This window comes from Cupriavidus sp. GW822-FHT02D05, from assembly GCF_058802485.1.
Genome location: NZ_JBXAOE010000010.1, coordinates 35,624 through 53,053 on the forward strand (window position 1 = coordinate 35,624; position 17,430 = coordinate 53,053).

General features: G+C 64.8%; 17 protein-coding genes. 15 read left to right on the forward strand and 2 right to left on the reverse strand.

Translation table 11 applies throughout. The annotated features are described in order from the left end of the window. Window positions 1–441 precede the first annotated feature (441 nt). The 14 genes from AC1RQK_RS14880 to AC1RQK_RS14945 all read left to right on the forward strand — a co-directional run bounded on the left by AC1RQK_RS14880 (window position 442) and on the right by AC1RQK_RS14945 (window position 14,715). The gene (locus AC1RQK_RS14880; protein ID WP_492371313.1) at window positions 442–1,617 is read left to right on the forward strand and encodes a collagen-like triple helix repeat-containing protein; all 1,176 of its coding nucleotides are present in this window, start codon (window positions 442–444) and stop codon (window positions 1,615–1,617) included. A gap of 355 nt (window positions 1,618–1,972) precedes the next feature. Then, the gene (locus AC1RQK_RS14885) at window positions 1,973–2,161 is read left to right on the forward strand and encodes a Flp family type IVb pilin (RefSeq protein ID WP_492809578.1); all 189 of its coding nucleotides are present in this window, start codon (window positions 1,973–1,975) and stop codon (window positions 2,159–2,161) included. After that, on the forward strand, window positions 2,162–2,668 hold the full coding sequence (locus AC1RQK_RS14890; RefSeq protein ID WP_492809580.1) for an A24 family peptidase: 507 nt from the start codon (window positions 2,162–2,164) through the stop codon (window positions 2,666–2,668). It begins immediately after the preceding gene. A gap of 87 nt (window positions 2,669–2,755) precedes the next feature. Continuing rightward, window positions 2,756–3,220, forward strand: coding sequence for a TadE/TadG family type IV pilus assembly protein (locus tag AC1RQK_RS14895; protein WP_043357084.1), 465 nt, complete (start codon window positions 2,756–2,758; stop codon window positions 3,218–3,220). Window positions 3,221–3,302: 82 nt separating this feature from the next. After that, window positions 3,303–4,274 (forward strand): Flp pilus assembly protein CpaB, encoded by a 972-nt coding sequence (cpaB, locus tag AC1RQK_RS14900; protein ID WP_492809582.1) that lies wholly within the window; start codon window positions 3,303–3,305, stop codon window positions 4,272–4,274. 97 nt (window positions 4,275–4,371) lie between these two features. Continuing rightward, window positions 4,372–5,733, forward strand: a complete 1,362-nt coding sequence (locus AC1RQK_RS14905; protein ID WP_492809584.1) for a type II and III secretion system protein family protein — start codon at window positions 4,372–4,374, stop codon at window positions 5,731–5,733. A gap of 38 nt (window positions 5,734–5,771) precedes the next feature. After that, window positions 5,772–6,989 (forward strand): CpaE/TadZ family protein, encoded by a 1,218-nt coding sequence (locus AC1RQK_RS14910; protein ID WP_492371421.1) that lies wholly within the window; start codon window positions 5,772–5,774, stop codon window positions 6,987–6,989. 1 nt (window position 6,990) lies between these two features. Continuing rightward, window positions 6,991–8,307, forward strand: coding sequence for a TadA family conjugal transfer-associated ATPase (locus AC1RQK_RS14915; protein WP_492371318.1), 1,317 nt, complete (start codon window positions 6,991–6,993; stop codon window positions 8,305–8,307). After that, window positions 8,300–9,226: a type II secretion system F family protein gene (locus AC1RQK_RS14920; RefSeq protein WP_492809587.1), complete on the forward strand. Its 927-nt coding sequence runs from the start codon at window positions 8,300–8,302 to the stop codon at window positions 9,224–9,226. Before AC1RQK_RS14915 ends, AC1RQK_RS14920 begins: the two co-directional genes overlap by 8 nt. A gap of 12 nt (window positions 9,227–9,238) precedes the next feature. Then, the gene (locus AC1RQK_RS14925; protein ID WP_492809589.1) at window positions 9,239–10,261 is read left to right on the forward strand and encodes a type II secretion system F family protein; all 1,023 of its coding nucleotides are present in this window, start codon (window positions 9,239–9,241) and stop codon (window positions 10,259–10,261) included. After that, window positions 10,258–11,148 carry a pilus assembly protein TadD gene (locus AC1RQK_RS14930; protein WP_492809591.1) on the forward strand — a complete coding sequence of 297 codons (891 nt, stop codon included), beginning with the start codon at window positions 10,258–10,260 and terminating at the stop codon, window positions 11,146–11,148. The genes AC1RQK_RS14925 and AC1RQK_RS14930 overlap by 4 nt, the downstream gene beginning before the upstream one ends. A gap of 77 nt (window positions 11,149–11,225) precedes the next feature. After that, window positions 11,226–11,582: a DUF3613 domain-containing protein gene (locus AC1RQK_RS14935; protein ID WP_492809593.1), complete on the forward strand. Its 357-nt coding sequence runs from the start codon at window positions 11,226–11,228 to the stop codon at window positions 11,580–11,582. Window positions 11,583–11,641: 59 nt separating this feature from the next. After that, window positions 11,642–13,306: a TadG family pilus assembly protein gene (locus AC1RQK_RS14940; protein WP_492809595.1), complete on the forward strand. Its 1,665-nt coding sequence runs from the start codon at window positions 11,642–11,644 to the stop codon at window positions 13,304–13,306. 38 nt (window positions 13,307–13,344) lie between these two features. Then, window positions 13,345–14,715, forward strand: coding sequence for a sigma 54-interacting transcriptional regulator (locus tag AC1RQK_RS14945; RefSeq protein ID WP_183033918.1), 1,371 nt, complete (start codon window positions 13,345–13,347; stop codon window positions 14,713–14,715). A gap of 33 nt (window positions 14,716–14,748) precedes the next feature. On the opposite strand, the gene AC1RQK_RS14950 is transcribed toward AC1RQK_RS14945, so the two are convergent. Then, window positions 14,749–15,075, reverse strand: a complete 327-nt coding sequence (locus tag AC1RQK_RS14950) for a hypothetical protein (RefSeq protein WP_150991512.1) — start codon at window positions 15,073–15,075, stop codon at window positions 14,749–14,751. Between the two features lie 72 nt (window positions 15,076–15,147). Beyond that, on the reverse strand, window positions 15,148–16,005 hold the full coding sequence (locus AC1RQK_RS14955; protein WP_492809598.1) for a helix-turn-helix domain-containing protein: 858 nt from the start codon (window positions 16,003–16,005) through the stop codon (window positions 15,148–15,150). A 400-nt stretch (window positions 16,006–16,405) separates the two neighbouring features. Here AC1RQK_RS14955 and AC1RQK_RS14960 point away from each other — a divergent pair, with 400 nt between their 5' ends. Then, entirely contained in the window at window positions 16,406–17,395 is a 990-nt protein-coding gene (locus AC1RQK_RS14960; RefSeq protein WP_492809600.1) for a Bug family tripartite tricarboxylate transporter substrate binding protein, read from the forward strand. The last annotated feature ends 35 nt before the right edge of the window (window positions 17,396–17,430 follow it).

A 17,430-nucleotide genomic window follows, 5' to 3' on the forward strand; every position in this document is an offset into this window, starting at 1 on the left:
CAACGCGGACTTGTTCCCTGCGCCGCTGCCGCATGCCACCGTGTCGGCAACGTGTGGGCAGGCGGTGCGTGCGCAGTTGCGCATCGGGAACATCGAGGGGGGAACATGTTACGTAGCACGTAACACGCCGCGCGGCTTGGGGGCGCCTTGCTGTGCAACGTGACGCGTGACTGGCCCATGTTCGCCATCCCGCGTCAATCAACGGTTTGCGCGGCGGCGCCAGCGGTGATGGCCTGCCTTGCCGACAGCGTGCCATGCAGCTGGCACGCAGCTTGCGGTATTGACTCCCGACAAGCGCGGCGCACAGCGCGGCGCGGAGCAAACGCCTTCGTCGTATTGCGGTATTGCGTTCCGCGCTCAAGGCTTCGCATGCATCGTCCAAGAGCCAATTCGATTGCAGTTCCAAAGGAGAACCTTCCGCGAGGAAGACCAGGAGATCCCATGAAAGCGCATTTCGCCCCGATGTCATCCATGACCCTCGCCTGTGCCGCCGCACTGTTGCTGCTGGCAGGTTGCTCCTCCGGCGGATCCGGCAGCGGCGTGAGCCCCAGCGCCGTCACGCCAACCACGCCCCCTCCGAATACACCGGCTGCGACGCCCGACACCACGCCCACCGCCAAGGTCACTGAAGGCGTGGGCAATACGGTGGTGGCAGCGGGCAATGCGGTGAGCGATATCGGCAAGCAGATCCAGGCTGCGCAAGTGCCGCTGCTGCCTGACGCCACGCGCAACGCGCTCGGCGGCGTAGTGGTAAATGCGGGGAACACGGTTGGCACGCTAGGCGTGGGTGTGCGCGACGGCCTTGGCAAGATGGGTGCAGTCACCGATCCGCTTGGCATCACCGTGTCCAGCACGGGCAACGTGGTGCAGAAAGCCGGCGTCACGGTATCGAGCGCGGGCGATCTCGTGAGCAGCCTCGGCACCGGGCAACTGGCGCCGCTAGGCGCGGTGACCACACCCGTGGGCGGCCTGGTCAATCAGGTTGGCGGCGCGGTGACGATGGCCGGTGGCAAGCTCGGCGAGGCGCTCTCGACCGGCCCCGTGGCGCAAGTCACCGGCAGCGTGAGCAAGGTGATCGTGCCGCTGACCACGCAGGTTACCACCGCTACGCAAACGGTTGGCGGAGCCACCGGCCTTGGCGCGCCGCTGGACAAGCTGCTGGCAACCCTTGGCAACTCCGTGGCCAGCGGCGGCAGCCTGCTGACCAATACCCAGGCCCCATTGGTCTCCAGCCTCGGCGGTGTCGTGACCGAGGCCGGCAAGACCGTCGCCGGGGCCGGCGTGCTGGTGCACGGCAACGGCACCGGCGGCAATCCGCTCGGCGGGTTGCTCGGCAACCTGCCTCTTGGCGGCATCGCGGGCGGTTCCAGCTCGGGCACGGGCGCAGGCGCGGCAGGCATGCTGGCTCCCGTGACAGGCTTGCTGGGGGGCGTGACGGGTGGTGCTGCCGCGGGCACTGGCACTGCCGGCGCGCTGGGACCTTTGGCCGGTTTGCTGGCGCCTGTGACGGGCGTGCTGAGCGGCGCGCGCAACGCTGCAGCGGGTGCGGCTACGACGACATCGAGCACGCCGAACACGCCGGGGCTGACCAATCTGCTCGGTGGCCTGGCTCGTTAATTGTTGATCTGAATACGTCGAATACGTCGATACGTCTTTACGGTGCGCAGTTGTCCTTACCCCGCGGCTGCGCATCCTTTTACATCACACCGCGCCAAATGGCTCACCCGAACGGGTGTGGTATTTGACGCGAGTAGAACTTTTGCTCTTTAAAAAACACTGTTTTCAAACGGACGTCAGCCATTATGCTGAGACAACTATAACTCCAAGGGGGGGTATGGTTGATACATGGCTTTGATCTATAAATTGTTCACCAGCGTTACCGCTCGGTACTAACCTGGCCACAAGAGCGAGGCGGTATCGGAGGGGTAAGCGGACGCTGCGTGATGACATAAATTAAAATCGGAGTGACATCATGAAAAACGCTTTGGCACGCTTTCTTCGGGACGAACAAGGGGCAACCGCAATCGAGTACGGGTTGATTGCGGGACTCATTGCTCTGGCTCTTATCGGCACGGTCACCCAACTAGGCACTGACGTCAGTGCTCTGTTCACTCGCTTGAGCAGCAAGGTTACGGCCATTCTTCCCGCATCCGGTGGCTAAGTGTTAGCCCTAATTGCCGCGTTATTCTGCGCGGCAGTCATCTGGACCGATTTCGCTTATCGCAAAGTACCAAATGCCGTGCTGGTTGCCACGATTGTGGCAATGAGCCTGGCGCTTGCGTTCGGGCCGCCTCCTGAGCCTGGGGTGGCTTCCCGGCTGCTCGGCTTTCTGGCGGGCCTGCTGGTCATGTTGCCGGTTTATGCACTCGGCCGCATGGGCGCGGGCGACATCAAGTTCTTCGCCGTCACAGGCTTGTTCACTGGCCCCATGGGGCTGGTGACGGTATGGGTCGTCGGCAGCCTGCTGGCGCTTGCGCATGCCTTGCTGGTGCGCATGCAAGCTGGCGCGGTCTGGGCTGTATGGCGAGACCATTTCACAAGCTTGTTGCAGCGAGGCGGCGGCATGAGCGTCCCCGGTGCGGTGCGCCATACAGCGGAGGAGCGCGGCATTCCGTACGCCGCGTACCTTGCGATCGGTTTGTTGGTCTGGATGATTTTGGGAAGGTAGCTGCCGCGCGGGCGAGGGGCTGTTAGCCAACCGCCTGTCGCCCGCGCCACCGGTCGGCGCAAAAAGTAAAAGATAACCGGGTGAAGTATGCCATTGCGGGGAAACCATGCCGTGCGGACGCGCTCGTCCGGAACGGCTGCGCTTGAATTTGCCATCGTGCTGCCGGTTCTTCTGGCTGTCGTGATCGGCATTGTCTATTTCGGCATCGTGCTGGCCCTGCAGCAGACACTGACGCTTGCTGCGGAAGAAGGTGCCCGTGCAGCCCTGCGTTACCCCAGTGGGGCATCGGCCAATAACGCGGCTGCCACGCAAGCCTTGCGGGTGAGCGCGGCTTCGACGACGGCTTTGGCTGTGCTGCCTGCCTCAATCAGCAGCGTCATTCCCACCGCCAATATTGCGCAAGTTGTCTCCTGCGCCAATCCAAGCGGCTCGGTATGCGTGACGGTAACGCTGAACCTTCCCTCAAGCGCGATCTTGCCGGTCATACCCGGGGTACCGATTCCCACAACGCTGACTGGCAGCGCGACGGTGCAACTGGCACCTGACACATGAGGATCTGCCCACGCCACGAGCGGATGCCGTTTGTCGACATGTGCCTAAGCCAGATTCCATTTATCCAAACCAGAGAGTTCGCATGACCAGCAAACAGATCCGCGTGCTTGCCATCGCGCTGCTCGTCCTTGCCGCGTTGCTGGCGTTGCTCGCGTGGCGCGTGGCGCGTACGCCGGCCAAACCAGCGGAGCCCGTAATGGCAAGCATGCAGTCGTATCCGGTGGTGATCACAGTGAAGCCGATCGAAGCCGGCAAGCCGGTCCCCGTCGACGCGCTCAAGGTAGAGCAATTGCCCATCAATCCGGCGGGGGCTTACACCGAAGTGGCCCGCGTGGCAGGCCAGGTGCCGCTGGTTGGCATCGGCGCGAACGTGCCGGTACTGGAAAGCCAGCTGCTGGCGGGCCTTGCCACTCAGGTGAAAGAGGGCGAGCGCGCGGTGGCGGTTGCGGTCGATGAAGTGATTGGCGTTGGCAACCAGGTGCAGCCGGGCGACTTTGTCGATGTGTTCGCGGTGTTCCGCCGCGATGGCCAGGAGATCGCAGGCAGCCAGGCGCGCATGCTGCTCGCGCGCCTGCGCGTGCTGGCCTATGGTGCGGGGACGGTCAATGAAGCCGCCAAGCCCCCGCCCGAGCAAATGATGGCGCGCCGCGAAGGCGCGAAGACCGCCGTGCTGGCAGTGCCGGTGGCCAACGTCGGCAAGCTGGCTATCGCACAGCAAACCGGGCGCCTGTTGCTGGCCCTGCGCAATCCCGACGATCCGGATGTTCCCACCGAAGGCTTGTTTGAGGATCCCGCACCGGTCATGCAGGCAAAGACGCAGGCAAAAGGCGGGGCGCCTGCCGCAGCGCTGGCGCCATCCGATCGCGCAATGGCAGGCGTTGCGCTGGCAGGGATCGCGGGTGGGGCACGAGGTGAAGCGCTTCCTGTCAAGGCAGCGCCATCGCCTGTCCCGGCACCTGCAGCCATCGCGCAGCGCGCCCATGGCGCGGGCGCGAGCAGCGTCGCGCAAAACAGTGTTGAGATGATCCGCGGCGGCAAGCGCGAGATCGAATGAAGCCAGGCACGCCGTCGTGGTCGAAGCATGCCTCGTGCACGCCCGCCGGATTGCATTTGGATTGGTGTTTTCAGTGTTACTTCTGGATAGTCGATTGATGAAATCCATTCTTGCCGGGGCCGCCACCATCCTGGCCGTCTGCTGCACCGTCCCCGCGGCGTGGGCGCAGCAGGCCGATGGCGGCGTGCGTGATCTGAGGCTGGTGGTGGGTAGCCAGCGTGAGCTACGTCTGAACAAGCCACTGGAACGCGTGGCGATCGGCAACCCTGCCGTGGCGGATGCGTTGCTGCTAAAGAGCGGCTCGGGTGCCAACGGCGTGCTGGTGGTGGCCAAGAAGCCGGGCGCTACCGAGCTGATGGTTTGGCCGCGTGGCGAAGCCGCGCAAACCTACCGGGTGCAGGTGGATGCGACGCGAGGCGAGTCCGGCGATCCCGACGTGACAGTGTCGGGCGGGGGCGCACTGATCAGCGGCGAGGCGCGTGATGCGCAGGCTTCGCTGCGCGCCCAACTGGCGGCGCGCTCGGCCACCGCTACCGCCGAAGGCAAGGGTGGTGTGGTGATCGATCGCTCCACGATTCCGGTCAGCAGCACGGTGCAGGTCGACGTGAAAGTGGTCGAGGTCAGCAAGACCGTGCTCAAGGAGGTGGGGTTCAATTTCTACCGGAACAACGGCGGCTTCGCCTTTGGCACGTTCTCCCCGTCGTCGCTGAACAAGTTCACTTTCACACCGCGAACGGACTCCACGCCGGGTTCGCTCAGTGCCGACATCAGCTCGCCGATGAGCAGTGCCTTCAATCTTGTCGCGGCGTCATTCTCGCGCGGGATCTTCGCCAACCTGAGCCTGCTTGAGAGCAATGGCATGGCGCGGGTGCTGGCCGAACCGAGCCTGGTGGCGCTGTCCGGGCAGAGCGCGAGTTTTCTTGCCGGCGGGGAGATCCCGATCCCGGTGCCGCAGGCACTCGGCACGACCACCATCCAGTTCAAGCCCTTCGGCATTGGCCTGACCGTGACGCCCACCGTGCTAGCCAAGGATCGCATTGCCTTGAAGGTGGCGCCTGAAGCCAGCGATCTCGATCCGTCACGCGGCATATCGATCAACGGTGCCATGGTGCCTGCCATTGTCACCCGCCGCGCCGACACCACGGTGGAACTCGGCGATGGCGAGAGCTTTGTGATCGGCGGGCTGGTCAGCCGCACCACGGTCAGCAACGTCAACAAGGTGCCTTTGCTCGGCGACCTGCCGATCATCGGCACCTTCTTTCGCAACCTGAACTTCAACCAGGAAGACCGCGAGCTGATGATCGTGGTCACGCCGCGCCTGGTGCGCCCGCTCGCCAAGGGCGCGGCGGCCGTGGCCGCGGTCAGCGAGGATGGACGCACCAGCGGCAACCCCAATGTGTGGGGCCGGTATGTGCTTGGCGAATACGTCGATCCGACGCTGCCAGGGTTTTCAAAATGACATTGGGCAAGCAGGACGACGGCGCAAGGCAGGGTCAGATGGACTTCTTCCTGTTCAACACCGCACAGCCGGAGCCGCGCCAATGGCTGGCCAACGCGCTCGGCAACCTGGGCCGGCTGGTCGTCGAGGCTGGCCCGCAGGATGCCTTTGTGGAGCAGATCGCCACGGTCAATCCCGGCATGGTCTTCCTGCATTTTTCGCGGGAGCAGGCGCTGGCATCAAGCCGGCTGGCCGAGCACGTGACGAAGCTGTACCCGGGGCTGCCGCTGGTGGCGGTGGGCAACGCGGGCGAGCCGGACATCATGCTGGCGGCGCTGCGGGCTGGCGCCAAAGATTTCATCGACATGACCGCGCCGCCGGCCGGCGCGATCGAGATCGTGCGCAGGCTGCTGGCGGTGCGCGGCCACGCGGAGCCGGCGCGCCGGGGCAAGGTCGTGGCGGTGCTTGGCGCGCGCGTGGGCGTGGGTGCCACAACGCTGGCTACCAACCTCGCGGCAGCGGTGCGCAAGCGCAGCCATGGCGAAGTGCTGTTGATGGACCTGGGGCTGCCGTCGCGCGACGGCTCGTTGTATATGAACATCAGTCCCGGCTTTCACTTTGTCGAAGGCGTACGCAACCTGCGGCGCTTCGACCAGGTTTTCGTGCAGACGGCGCTGGCGCGCCACGGCAATGGCGTGGCCGTGTTGCCGCTGCCGGCCACGCTGGCGGAGATGCGGGATATCTCGTTCATGGAGGCGCTTGGGCTGCTGAATCGCCTGCGCGCCTTTTTTGACCTGCAGGTGGTGGACCTGGGCGGCTTTAGCAATGTCGATTTCATGGCGCACCTGGTCAAGGCCGCCGACATGGTGGTGTTGGTGGTGGACCAGAGCGTCGGCGCCATCGTCTCGGCTGCGGAGTTGCTCCAGGAGTTGAAGAAGCGCGAGGTGGAGCGCGAGGACCTGCACTTGCTGGTCTCGCGTTTCGAGGCGCGCCTGGGCGTGGACGCCCAGCAGATCGCGCAGCGCCTGGAGGCGCCCTCGGTCGGCACCTTGCCCGACCGGCGCGAGCCGCTGGTGCTGGCGCTCAACCGTGGCGTGGTGCTGGCCGATGACAGCCCCGCCGATCCCTATGTCCGTGCCATTGGCCAGTTGGTGGATCGGCTGGGATACCGTGCCGGCACTGCAAGCGAAGCTGGCTTGCTGGGCCGGGTAAAAGAAAAACTGCCCGAAGCGCTACGCGCCATGCGCGTGATACGCGCTGAGCGGGCTGGGAACTGACATGTCGCAAGCCATCGAATTCTCCGATAACTCCGCCGCGCCTTTTCCTGCTTCGCAGGAATTCCAGAACATCAAGGAGGCGGCCCATGAGCATCTGCTCACCCGCATTGAGGAGCTGGGCGCGGAGTTCGGCCGCTGGTCGCGCACCGCGATCAACCGCTTTGTCGACCTGGAACTGGAGAGCTTCATGCGGCTGCGCCGCATCCCCATCAACGAGGCCGAGCTGCATCAGATCGCCGAGGCGCTGACCAAGGAGCTGGCGGGCTTCGGTCCGATCGAGGACTTGCTCAACGACCCGGCGGTGGAAGACATCCTGGTCAACGGGCACCTGGACGTCTACGTATCCCGGCATGGCGTGCTGGAGCGCATCCCCGTGCGCTTTGCCGATAGCGGGCATCTGCTGCGCATCGTGCGCCGCATCCTGGCGCCGATCGGCCGGCGGCTGGATGAGTCCAATCCCATGGTCGACGCACGCCTGCCGGATGGCGGGCGCATCAACGTGGTGATTCCCCCGCTGGCGCTGGCCGGACCGGTGGTGTCGATCCGCAAGTTCCGCAAGGACCCGCTGACGCCCGCGGACCTGCAAGGCCTGGGCACCATGAGCCCCGAGGTCAACGAACTGCTCGAGGCCGCCGTAAAGGCCCGCTGCAATATCCTTGTCAGTGGCGGCACCAGTTCGGGCAAGACGTCGCTGCTCAATGCGCTGGCCACCTATGTGCCCGACGGCGAGCGCGTGATCACCATCGAGGACACGGCGGAACTGGCGCTCAACCATCCGCACGTGGTGCGGCTGGAGAGCCGCCCTGGCGGCTTCGAAGGCACGGGCGTGGTGTCGATCCGCGACCTGCTGCGCAACAGCCTGCGGATGCGGCCCGACCGCATCATCGTGGGCGAGGTGCGCGGCGGTGAGGTGCTGGAAATGCTGCAGGCCATGAGCACGGGGCACGATGGCTCCATGGGCACCATCCACTCGAGCAGCCCGCGCGAGTGCCTGTACCGACTGGAGATGCTGGCCGGCTTTGCCGGCTTCCAGGGCAGCGAGGCCAGCCTGCGCCGGCAGATCGCCAATGCCATCGACTTTATCGTGCAGATCGGCCGGCTCTCCAACGGCAAGCGCCGCATCCTCTCGATCACGGAAGTCACCGGCCTTGGCGACAACATCATCTCGACCCAGGAGCTGTTCCGCCACGAGCCGTTCGTCGGCCCCGACGGCAACGAGGTAGACCGCTGGCTCTCGCTTGGCATCCTGCCGCATTCGCCCAAGCTGGCGCGCATGCGCCCGACCAACTTTGGCCTGGACGACCGCTTCGATGTCTAGCGCGGCGCTGGTCGTTGCGGCGGCCGCTCTCGTCTTGCTGGGACTGGGCCTGCTGATGCTGTCCAGCGCCAAGGCGCGCGCGCAGGAAGAGAGCGCGCGTGCGTTCCTGCAAGCGCAGACCGAGCAGGTCAAGGCACGCTATGCGACTACGCCGGAGCCGCAAGCCGGCAAGAAGCAGCACGACCTGCGGCGCAAGTGGGCGGATTTCCTGCGCCGTGCGGACCTGGCGCCGACGCGGCGCACTTATGCGTTGTGGGGTGGTTCCATCATCGGCTTGGGGCTCGTGGGCGTTGCCATGGGCGGCTGGCTGGCTGCATTAGCCGCGCTGTCAATCGGGGTGGTGATCCTTTATTTCATGCTCTGGAACCGAGCCCGTCGTACCGGGCAGAGACTTCGCCAGCAGTTGCCGTCGTTTCTCGATGCGGTAGTCCGGATGATGAGCATCGGCAGCAGCGTGCCTTCGGCCTTTCAGGCTGCCATCGGCAATACCGAGGCGCCATTGCGCCAGTGCCTGGTACAGGCCATCCACTTGCAGCGCGCAGGCAAGGAACTGGATCAGGCGGTCTTGCAGGTCGCGCGGATCTACCAGGTCGACGAACTGATGCTGCTGTCTTCCGTGCTACGACTCGCGGTGCGCTACGGCGGTCGCGCGGACATTGTCATGGAGCGTACCGCCGCCTTCATGCGAGACCGCGAGCAAGCGCAACAGGAACTGCATGCGCTGTCGTCCGAGACGCGGTTGTCGGCCTGGGTACTTGGCTTGCTGCCGATGGTGGTGGCGGGGATGATGTTCGTGATGAATGCCGCCTACATCATGATGATGTGGCGCGACCCGGCCGGCAAGACGCTATTGCTGGTTTCCGTGATACTGGAAGTGATGGGGGCGGCCATGCTCTATCGGCTGGCCAAGTCGGTATAGGAACAAGGGACCATGGATAGCACTACCTTGATCTCGCTGAGCCTATGCGCGGCGGCCATCGGGCTAGCGGCCCTGGCCTTGCCGCTGGTGGGGCAATGGCGGCAACGTCACCGCGCCGAGCGCACCATCGACGCTGCGCTCTCGCGGCAGGCTGCCGAGGCTGCCGCCGTGCCGGATGCTCCCGCCACTGCTCCGGCCAGCACAGCCAATGTTGCCAACGCCGCCGCGGCACAAAGCGCCGGCGCTCGCATTGGCGCGCGGCTGGGCAGCCAGCTTAGCAAGCGCTTTGACCAGCGTTGGCTTGAATCGCCGTTGGGCAAGGCCGTGGTGACGGTCGAAGAACAGCGATTGCTTGAGCAATGTGGTTTTTACGGTGACAAGGCCCGGGCTATATTTGGGGGACTGCGCCTGTCATTACCGGCGGCGTTGGCGGCAGGGGTCTTTGCATGGCGTTTGCCCACATCGCTGATGGGCGCAACGATGTGGGCCTTCGTCACGTTCGCGGTGTTTTTCCTGGCGCCCAAATGGGCGCTGCAGCGTCGGGCCAGCAGCCGCATGCTGCGCCTGGAGGATGAGTTGCCTGTGCTGGTCGACATGCTGCGCCTGTTGCAGGGTGTGGGGCTGTCGATCGATCAGAGCCTGCAGGTGATCGTGGCTGAGTTCGGCGGCATGCTGCGCGTGCTTGGCCCTGAGCTGATGCGTGCCAACCAGCAGTTTGCCTCGGGCCGGTCGCGCGACCAGACGCTCCAGCGCATCGGGAAGTTATTCGATAGCGAGGACCTGAAGAGCCTGATCACCATGCTTAGCCAGGTGGATCGATTCGGCGGGGCCGTCCAGGAGCCACTGCGGCAATTCGGCTTGCGCCTGCAGGAATCGCGCAAGGCGCGCATGAAAGAACAGGTGGGGAAGCTGACCGTGAAGATGACTGCCGTCATGGTGGTGACCATGCTGCCCGTATTGCTGATCATCACGGCCGGACCAGGCTTTTTGGGCGTGATAAGAATGCTGGCGCATATGTCGGGGGGACCGAAATGAACAAACAAGACAAGCGCTCGGGAAGCAGGACGAGATATCGATCGCTTTGGCCCGCACACTCTTTAACCACCCTGGCATCGGCCCTGGCCCTGGCCGTGCTATCCGGCTGCGGCACCAGCCTGGCTACCCGCATGAGCGATCAGGCCGATGCTCAGGTGGAGCTGTCCAAGCTGCGCGACAAGCAGGACCGGGCCATCTACGACGATAAATCGGTCTACCTCGGCCTGATCGGCAAGATGCAGGAAGAGGGCCTGTACTTCGCGTCGCTTGCGCATATCGACGTCTACGAGAAGCGCTTCGGCGCGTCGCCGGCGATGACGCTGATGCGCGCGGACGCGTTGCGCGAGACCAATCAGGATGCCGCCGCCGAGCAGGCTTATCGCAGCCTGGCCGGCACTTCGGTGCAGGCGCGCGCTTACCACGGTCTGGGCCTGATCGCCGGCCGCAGGAACGACTTTGCCGCTGCCGCGACAGCGTTTCAATTGGCAGCCGGCGCGGATCCCACCAACGCGCAGGTGGCCAATGACCTGGGCTACGCGTTGATGCGCACGGGTGCGTTGGGCGAGGCGCGCGTGCCGGTGATGCAGGCCTTGCAACTCGATGGCAAGAACCCGCGCGTGGTGAGCAACGCGGCGGTCTGGCTCGCAGCCGACGGCAAGCGTGAGCAGGCGGCGTCGCTGATGCAGCGGGCCGGCCTGCCAGAGGCAACGCGCAAGGCGGTGTTGCAGGAAGCAGAGCGGGTCCGGCGCGCGAGCACGCAACGCGAACGCGTTGCCGCGCAGCAGGCCGTGGCGCAGACCGCGCCACAATCGGCCCGGCTTGCCGCCACCGGGACACCCGGCCCGAACCATCAGCGCCTGACCGATATCCTCCAGGCCACGCCATGAGAGATCGCTGGATGGCACAACCGCGCAATACCCGATACCCGTTGTCCGCGCCGACGGCACCAACCCAGGAGATTTCCATGAACCAGACCGGAACAAGAAGCCTGCGTGGCCATGCCCGCCGCAGTGGACTGGCGCTGGCGATCGCCATGCTCGGATTTGGCGCCTTCCCCGCCGAGGCCCAGACGGACGCACCTGCAACACCCTTGGCGCGACCGGCCCGGCAAGAGATTGGCCCGCATACCCGTGGCATCCTCGAGATCCAGCGCAGTGGCGCCCAGGCGGGCGAGCTGCAGGTGTTGCGTGGGGAGCAGGCAGCCCTGTCCTACCAGCGCTATATGGCGACGTTTGCCTATCCGATCCCCGAGTTCTACACGGGCCAGGCGGGATCGAAAAATGGCGCCGGCGGCGCAAGCCAGGGAGTGGCAGGCCGATGATTCGCTGCCGCTCGCCTCTCGTCGCCGGGCGCCGACGCGGGCAGCGCGGTGCCATCGGCGTGCTTGGCGCCCTGCTGCTGGCGACGGTTGCGATCGGTTCGCTGGTGTCGATCGATGTCGGCCATGTGTTCTACCGGCAGCGCCAGTTGCAAAAGATCGCCGACATGGCCGCACTGGCCGGCGCGCAGCAGCTCAAGCAAGCCGCGGCCGCCGCCACCGTGTCGGCCAATGTGCTGAGCGCCACGCAGTCGGCGGGCACGCAGAATGACTACGCCGGCACGGCGACTGCCAATTGCAGCGCAGCGGGCAGCAGCGATGCCGATGGCATGCGTGTCTGCCTGGGCGTATGGGATCCGGCTTACAGCACTGGGAGCGACACCGTACGGCACTTCAACGCCGGCTACGACACCACCAAGCTATCGGCAAACGCGGTGCAGGTGGTCGTGACCCAGACCGTGCCGATCCTGTTCGTGATTCCTGGCAGCGCGTCGCGCCAGTTGCGCGCGGAGGCGATCGCCAATGCGAGCCCGCCGGTGGCGTCGTTTTCGCTGGGTAGCGGGTTGTTGGATGTCAACACCGGTAGCAGTGTGCTCAGCAGTTTGCTGGGAACCTCGGTGCAGTTGTCCGTTTTGGACTGGCAAGGCTTGCTCAACGCCAATGTCACGCTCGACCAACTGCGCCTGAAGCTGGGTGTTGGCACCATTGACGACTTGCTGAAGACCTCGCTGTCGATCCAGCAGTTCTATGCGCTCGTGCTGGGCGCGGCCGGCAAGGATTCGCTGCTGTCCGCGGCGCTGGGCAGCCCGCCCACGCAACTTGGGTTGAGCGGGGTCAAGGCTAACGTGGGACTGGGTCAGTTGCTGAACCTGGGCGTGCTGGCGCCGGCGGCGTCGTCAGCGGCTGACGTGGCATTGAATGTGGCGCAGTTGCTGATGCTCGGGGCGCAGGTCGCGAATGGCAACTCGGCGATCCAGGTGAAGTTGCCAAATCTTAGCGTGCCCGGCCTTACCAGTATCGGCGCCCAGCTCTATGTCGTGCAGCCACCTGTGATGGCGGTTGGGCCGGCGCGGCAGCTGAGTCCCGGAGTCTGGCAGACTACCGCGCATACGGCGCAGGTGGGGTTACGACTCGATGCCGGAATCAGTATTGACGTGGCCAGCCTAGTGGGCATCGGCATAAACGTGCCACTTTACATTGAGGTTGCGGCGGCCACGGCCTCATTGCAGGGCATTCAGTGTGCGGCCGCAAAGGCGGATTGCCGTGCCACATTGGGGGTGAACACAGGCTTGGTCAAGGCATGCCTTGCCGCAGCCTCCGGCAGTGGCTGCGCGTCCGGCCCTGTCACGTTGGTGGACACCGGGATTAGTCTTCTCGGTACGGGGGTGAGCATCATCGCCAGCGGCAGTGCGCGAACCGGCGTGGTCGGCGTCAACAGTTCGACTATCAGCATGGCACCAGGCACAACGACTCGAGTCGGGACGCCCCAACCACTGACGGGTGTCCTGGTCGATGTTGTGGGTAGCCTGAACCTGACGGTCGCCGTCAAGGTACTCTGGCTTGACTTATTGAGCGTCAAGTTGCCACTGGCCGGTCTGCTTACGCCTTTGTTCACTGCTTTGGACAGCGTGCTTGGCCCTCTACTAGGCGCATTAGGCATCCAGCTAGGCTACGCCGACATCTGGATGCAAGGAATCGACTGCAACAACGCCGAGCTGGTGTTCTGAGCCATGCAGCAGGCTAATCGCTATACGGCGGAAGACAGATGAAGACAGATCGCTGGGCTTACGAGAGCCTTGAAGTATATGTATGGGAAGGCAAGTCTGATATTGCCGACCGTGTGTCGCGTTTCCTGTCGCCGCTTGGCGTGGACGTGATCCGCGCCGGCGCGCTGGAGGCCTTGCCCGCGGAGCCGCGGCTCAAGCCGTGCGTGGCGGTCATCAGTGTCTCGGTGATCGGCGCGGCGAAGTTCACCGCGCTGGACTGGGAGGCGGCCCACGGCATGCCCGTGGTGTGGGTGGCGGCGCCGGGACGCGAGACGGATCCGGGGCGCTTTCCCGCGGAGTATGCGCATATCCTGGCCGACGATTTCACGGGGCCAGACCTGCGCAACCAGATCGGCAAGCTGCTGCCGCAGTTGCTGGCAGCCGCCGAGCCCGCGAATGCGGTGGCGGACCTTGTGGCGGAGTCACCCGCCATGCAGCAGTTCCTGTCGCAGGTGGAGACCTTCGCGGATTTCGGCAGCAATGTGATGCTGTACGGCGAGACCGGCGCGGGCAAGGAGCGGATCGCGCAGCGCTTTCACGAGCGCAACAACATCTATGGCAAGGGACCGTTCGTTGCCGTGAATTGCGGGGCGATTCCCGATGGCCTGTTCGAGTCGCAGTTCTTCGGACATGCCAAGGGCGCGTTTACCGGCGCGATGTTCGCGCACCGCGGCTTCTTCGAGCAGGCCAACGGCGGCACGCTGTTCCTGGATGAAATCGGCGACCTGCCGCTGTTCCAGCAGGTCAAGCTGCTGCGCGTGCTGGAGGAGAGCGCGCTGACCCGGCTGGGCTCGACCATGCCGGTCAAGCTGGATTTCCGCCTGGTCGCGGCCACCAACAAGGATCTGCGCGAGGCCGTGTCACAGGGCCGCTTCCGTGCGGACCTGTATTTCCGGCTGGCGGTGATCGAGCTGCGGCTGCCCAGCCTGGAGGAGCGGGGCGCCGTCGACAAGGTGGCTTTGCTGGTGTCGTTCCTCAAGCAGATGCTTGGGGCCTCAGGCCTGGACGCATTGCCGCCCGTGCCTGACTGGCTCAAGGGGGCGGTGGGCACGGCGTTCTTCACGGGGAATGTGCGCGAGTTGCGCAACCTGGCCGAGCGCATCGGTATTACTGTGCAGCAGACCGGGCATTGGGACGAGGCGCGGATCCGGCCTTTGTTCCGCAGCCTGCGCCCGGGTGCGTTCGATAGCAGCGAGCGCACGGCCGACTGGCGCGGCGAGACCGAGGAGCGCCGCCGCATTGTGGCCGCGCTGGATGCCAATAGCTGGCGGCGCCAGGATACGGCGGCCAGCCTGGGCATCAGCCGCAAGGTGCTGTGGGAGAAGATGCGCAAGTTCCAGATCGCCGACAACGAGGCCGAGCCGGCGTGAATTGTCCCCGTCATGGCACGGGGGCGCTGCGCCTCAGAACGTCTTCTTGCCGCCCTGGTAAGCGCTGACGATGCGGTTCATTTCCGCCAGCAGCGCGGCGCTCTCGCCGTGCAGCGTGCGTGCAATGCCTTGCATGTAGCCGAGCAGCTCCTGCTTGGCGGCTTCGGCAAAGTCCATGGTCACTGCCTGGTCCTCATACAGCAGCACGTAAGAGCGGGCGAAGCCGTACAGCAGGAAGTAGGCCGCCGCGTGTGCGGGGTCGGTGTCGATCAGCTCGCGCGTGGCTTTCTTCACCGTCACGAAAGCGTCGGTGCCGGGGAGCGAATCCTGGAATTGCTGGAGGGTGGTTTCAAGCGTCATGGCGCAATATCGGTTAGTGAAAACGGGTTCGGTACATCAAATGAAAATGGCTGCATGGCGGATCGCGCCCGCTCATACGCTGTTCAACATGCGCCGCAGCAGTGTGGCGCCATCGCGCCCCTTGTAGGCGCGTTGCCATAGGTCATTGACCATGGTGGTGTAGAGCCGTACCGCCTCGGGCGCTGCGGTCACGGTGGCGATGCCGGTGGACACGTTGGGAAACTCGCCAAAACGAAATGGGCTGGTGGCCACATAAGCCTTGCCGGGCCGCTCGAAGACCTGGAAGGTCACGTTGGGCATGCTGCCGTCGACGATGCCGATCTGCAGGCCGATGGGCTGCGCGTCCAGCAGGTCGATCACGCGTTCGATCTCGCGCCGGGCTGCCAGCGAGCGCTCCATGCGCACCGCGGGCGGCAGGTCCAGCCGTCCCACCAAGCCAAAATGCACGAAGCGCTCCAGCGAGCGCAGGTCGATCAGGCTGGTGATGGGCGGCACGCTGCGCGCGAACGATTGCTTGCGCTCTTCCAGCAGGTCCAGCAGGGCGTCGATGGTTGCGGCTGGCGCTGGCTGCGGGCTCTCCGCCAGCATCTGGCGCAGGTGGCCGGCGTAATCGGGCGAGGTCAGCAGGTAGGAGATTGGTTCGAAATGGGCCAGGATGCGCGTCGCGCCGTGCTCGAGCTGGCGCATGCGCTCGATATACGCCACGGCCGAGTAGTAGTACTCGGACTCGACCCCCAGCATGGATGCCAGCGAGGTGCCGAGCAACTGGGCGAGACGGCCAAGGGTCTCGATCTTGACGATGTCGCCCTTCTCCATGCGATAGATCGCGGCCCGCGATACGCCGAGCTGTTCGGCGATGGCTTCCGCGCGCATCCCCGCGCCTAGACGGTACGCGCGCAGGCGATTGCCGATTTCAACGAAATCAACCATTGGGCCGGCAGCGAGCGGAGCGTCCATCCTCGGGGAATCTCAAAAAGAAGACAAGACCCATCCTAGCATGGGCCGTGGCCGGATGGCGAGAGAAGCAACATGTCGGAATGGCATGCCGCCGCACTTCCCCGCGTTCAAGGTATTCGCGCATCCGGACGATATACCCACGACGGCTGGATGATCTGGATAAGCCGCATTTTGTGCATCAATGTGCCTTTTGTGCTCAGTTGTGGTGCATAAAGATGGCGTCAATGCTTGTACAGTCTCGTAAACGAGACTTGGCTAGTTTTTTGGATGGCATGTATATTGCGATCCGCATCATGAGGCCCGCAATCCGCTGGTTTCCCGCATCACGCTTGCCACACCAAAGGAGCGCCTCAGGCGCCAGAAAAGGAATCCGATGAAGAAGTCCCTCGCCACGGCGCTGACCGCCGCCGTCACCATCGTTACGACCGCCACGCTGACCCTCGCCGTAGCGCCTGCCCAGGCCGCCGGTTATCCGGACCGGCCCATCACCATCGTCGTGCCCTACGCCGCCGGCGGCAGCAACGACCTGGTGGCGCGCGTGCTGAGCCAGCGCCTTGGCCAGGACCTGGGTGTATCGGTGGTGGTGGACAATGCGCCGGGCGCCAGCGGCACCATCGGCGCGCTCAAGACCATCAATGCGCCGGCCGACGGCTATACGTTGCTGCTGGGTTCCAACAGCGAAATCTCGATCGCCAAGCTGACCAACCCGAAGATCAAGTACGACGGCCAGCGGGATCTCGTGCCCTTGCGCATGGTGGGCTCGCAGCCCATGGTGCTGGTTTCCGGCGCGCATTCCGGCATTCAGGGCGTGGCGGGTTTCCTGGCGCTGGCCAAGAGCAAGAAGCCGGTGAACTATGGCACCTCGGGCATCGGCACGCCGCTGCATCTGTCGGGAGAGCTGATCCGCGGCGCCAGCAAGGTCGATATGACCCACGTGCCGTACAAGGGCGGCGCGCCGGCCATCGCCGACCTGATGGCAAACCAGATCGAACTGGGCGTGCTGGTGCTGTCGACGGCGCTGCCGCAGATCAAGTCGGGCAAGCTGCAAGCGATTGGCGTGACCTCGGCCACGCGCTCGCATGCCGCGCCCAATATCCCGGCACTGGCGGAGAACAAGGCCCTGGCCAATGTGGACATGCGCCTGTGGTTTGGCTTGTTCGCGCCTGCGAACACGCCCAAGGCGGTGACCGACAAGCTGACCGACGCACTGGCTCGCGCCATCAACGCGCCGGAAGTGAAGAGCAAGCTGTCCGAATCGGGTGTCGACATCGATGCGAAGGACGCCGTCGCCTTTCGCAGCTTTATCGCCAAGGAAACCGAGTCGTACCGCAAGATCGTGAGCGAAGCCAATATCCAGGAATAATCCGGATTCCAGGCTTCCAGGCTTCCAGGCTTCCA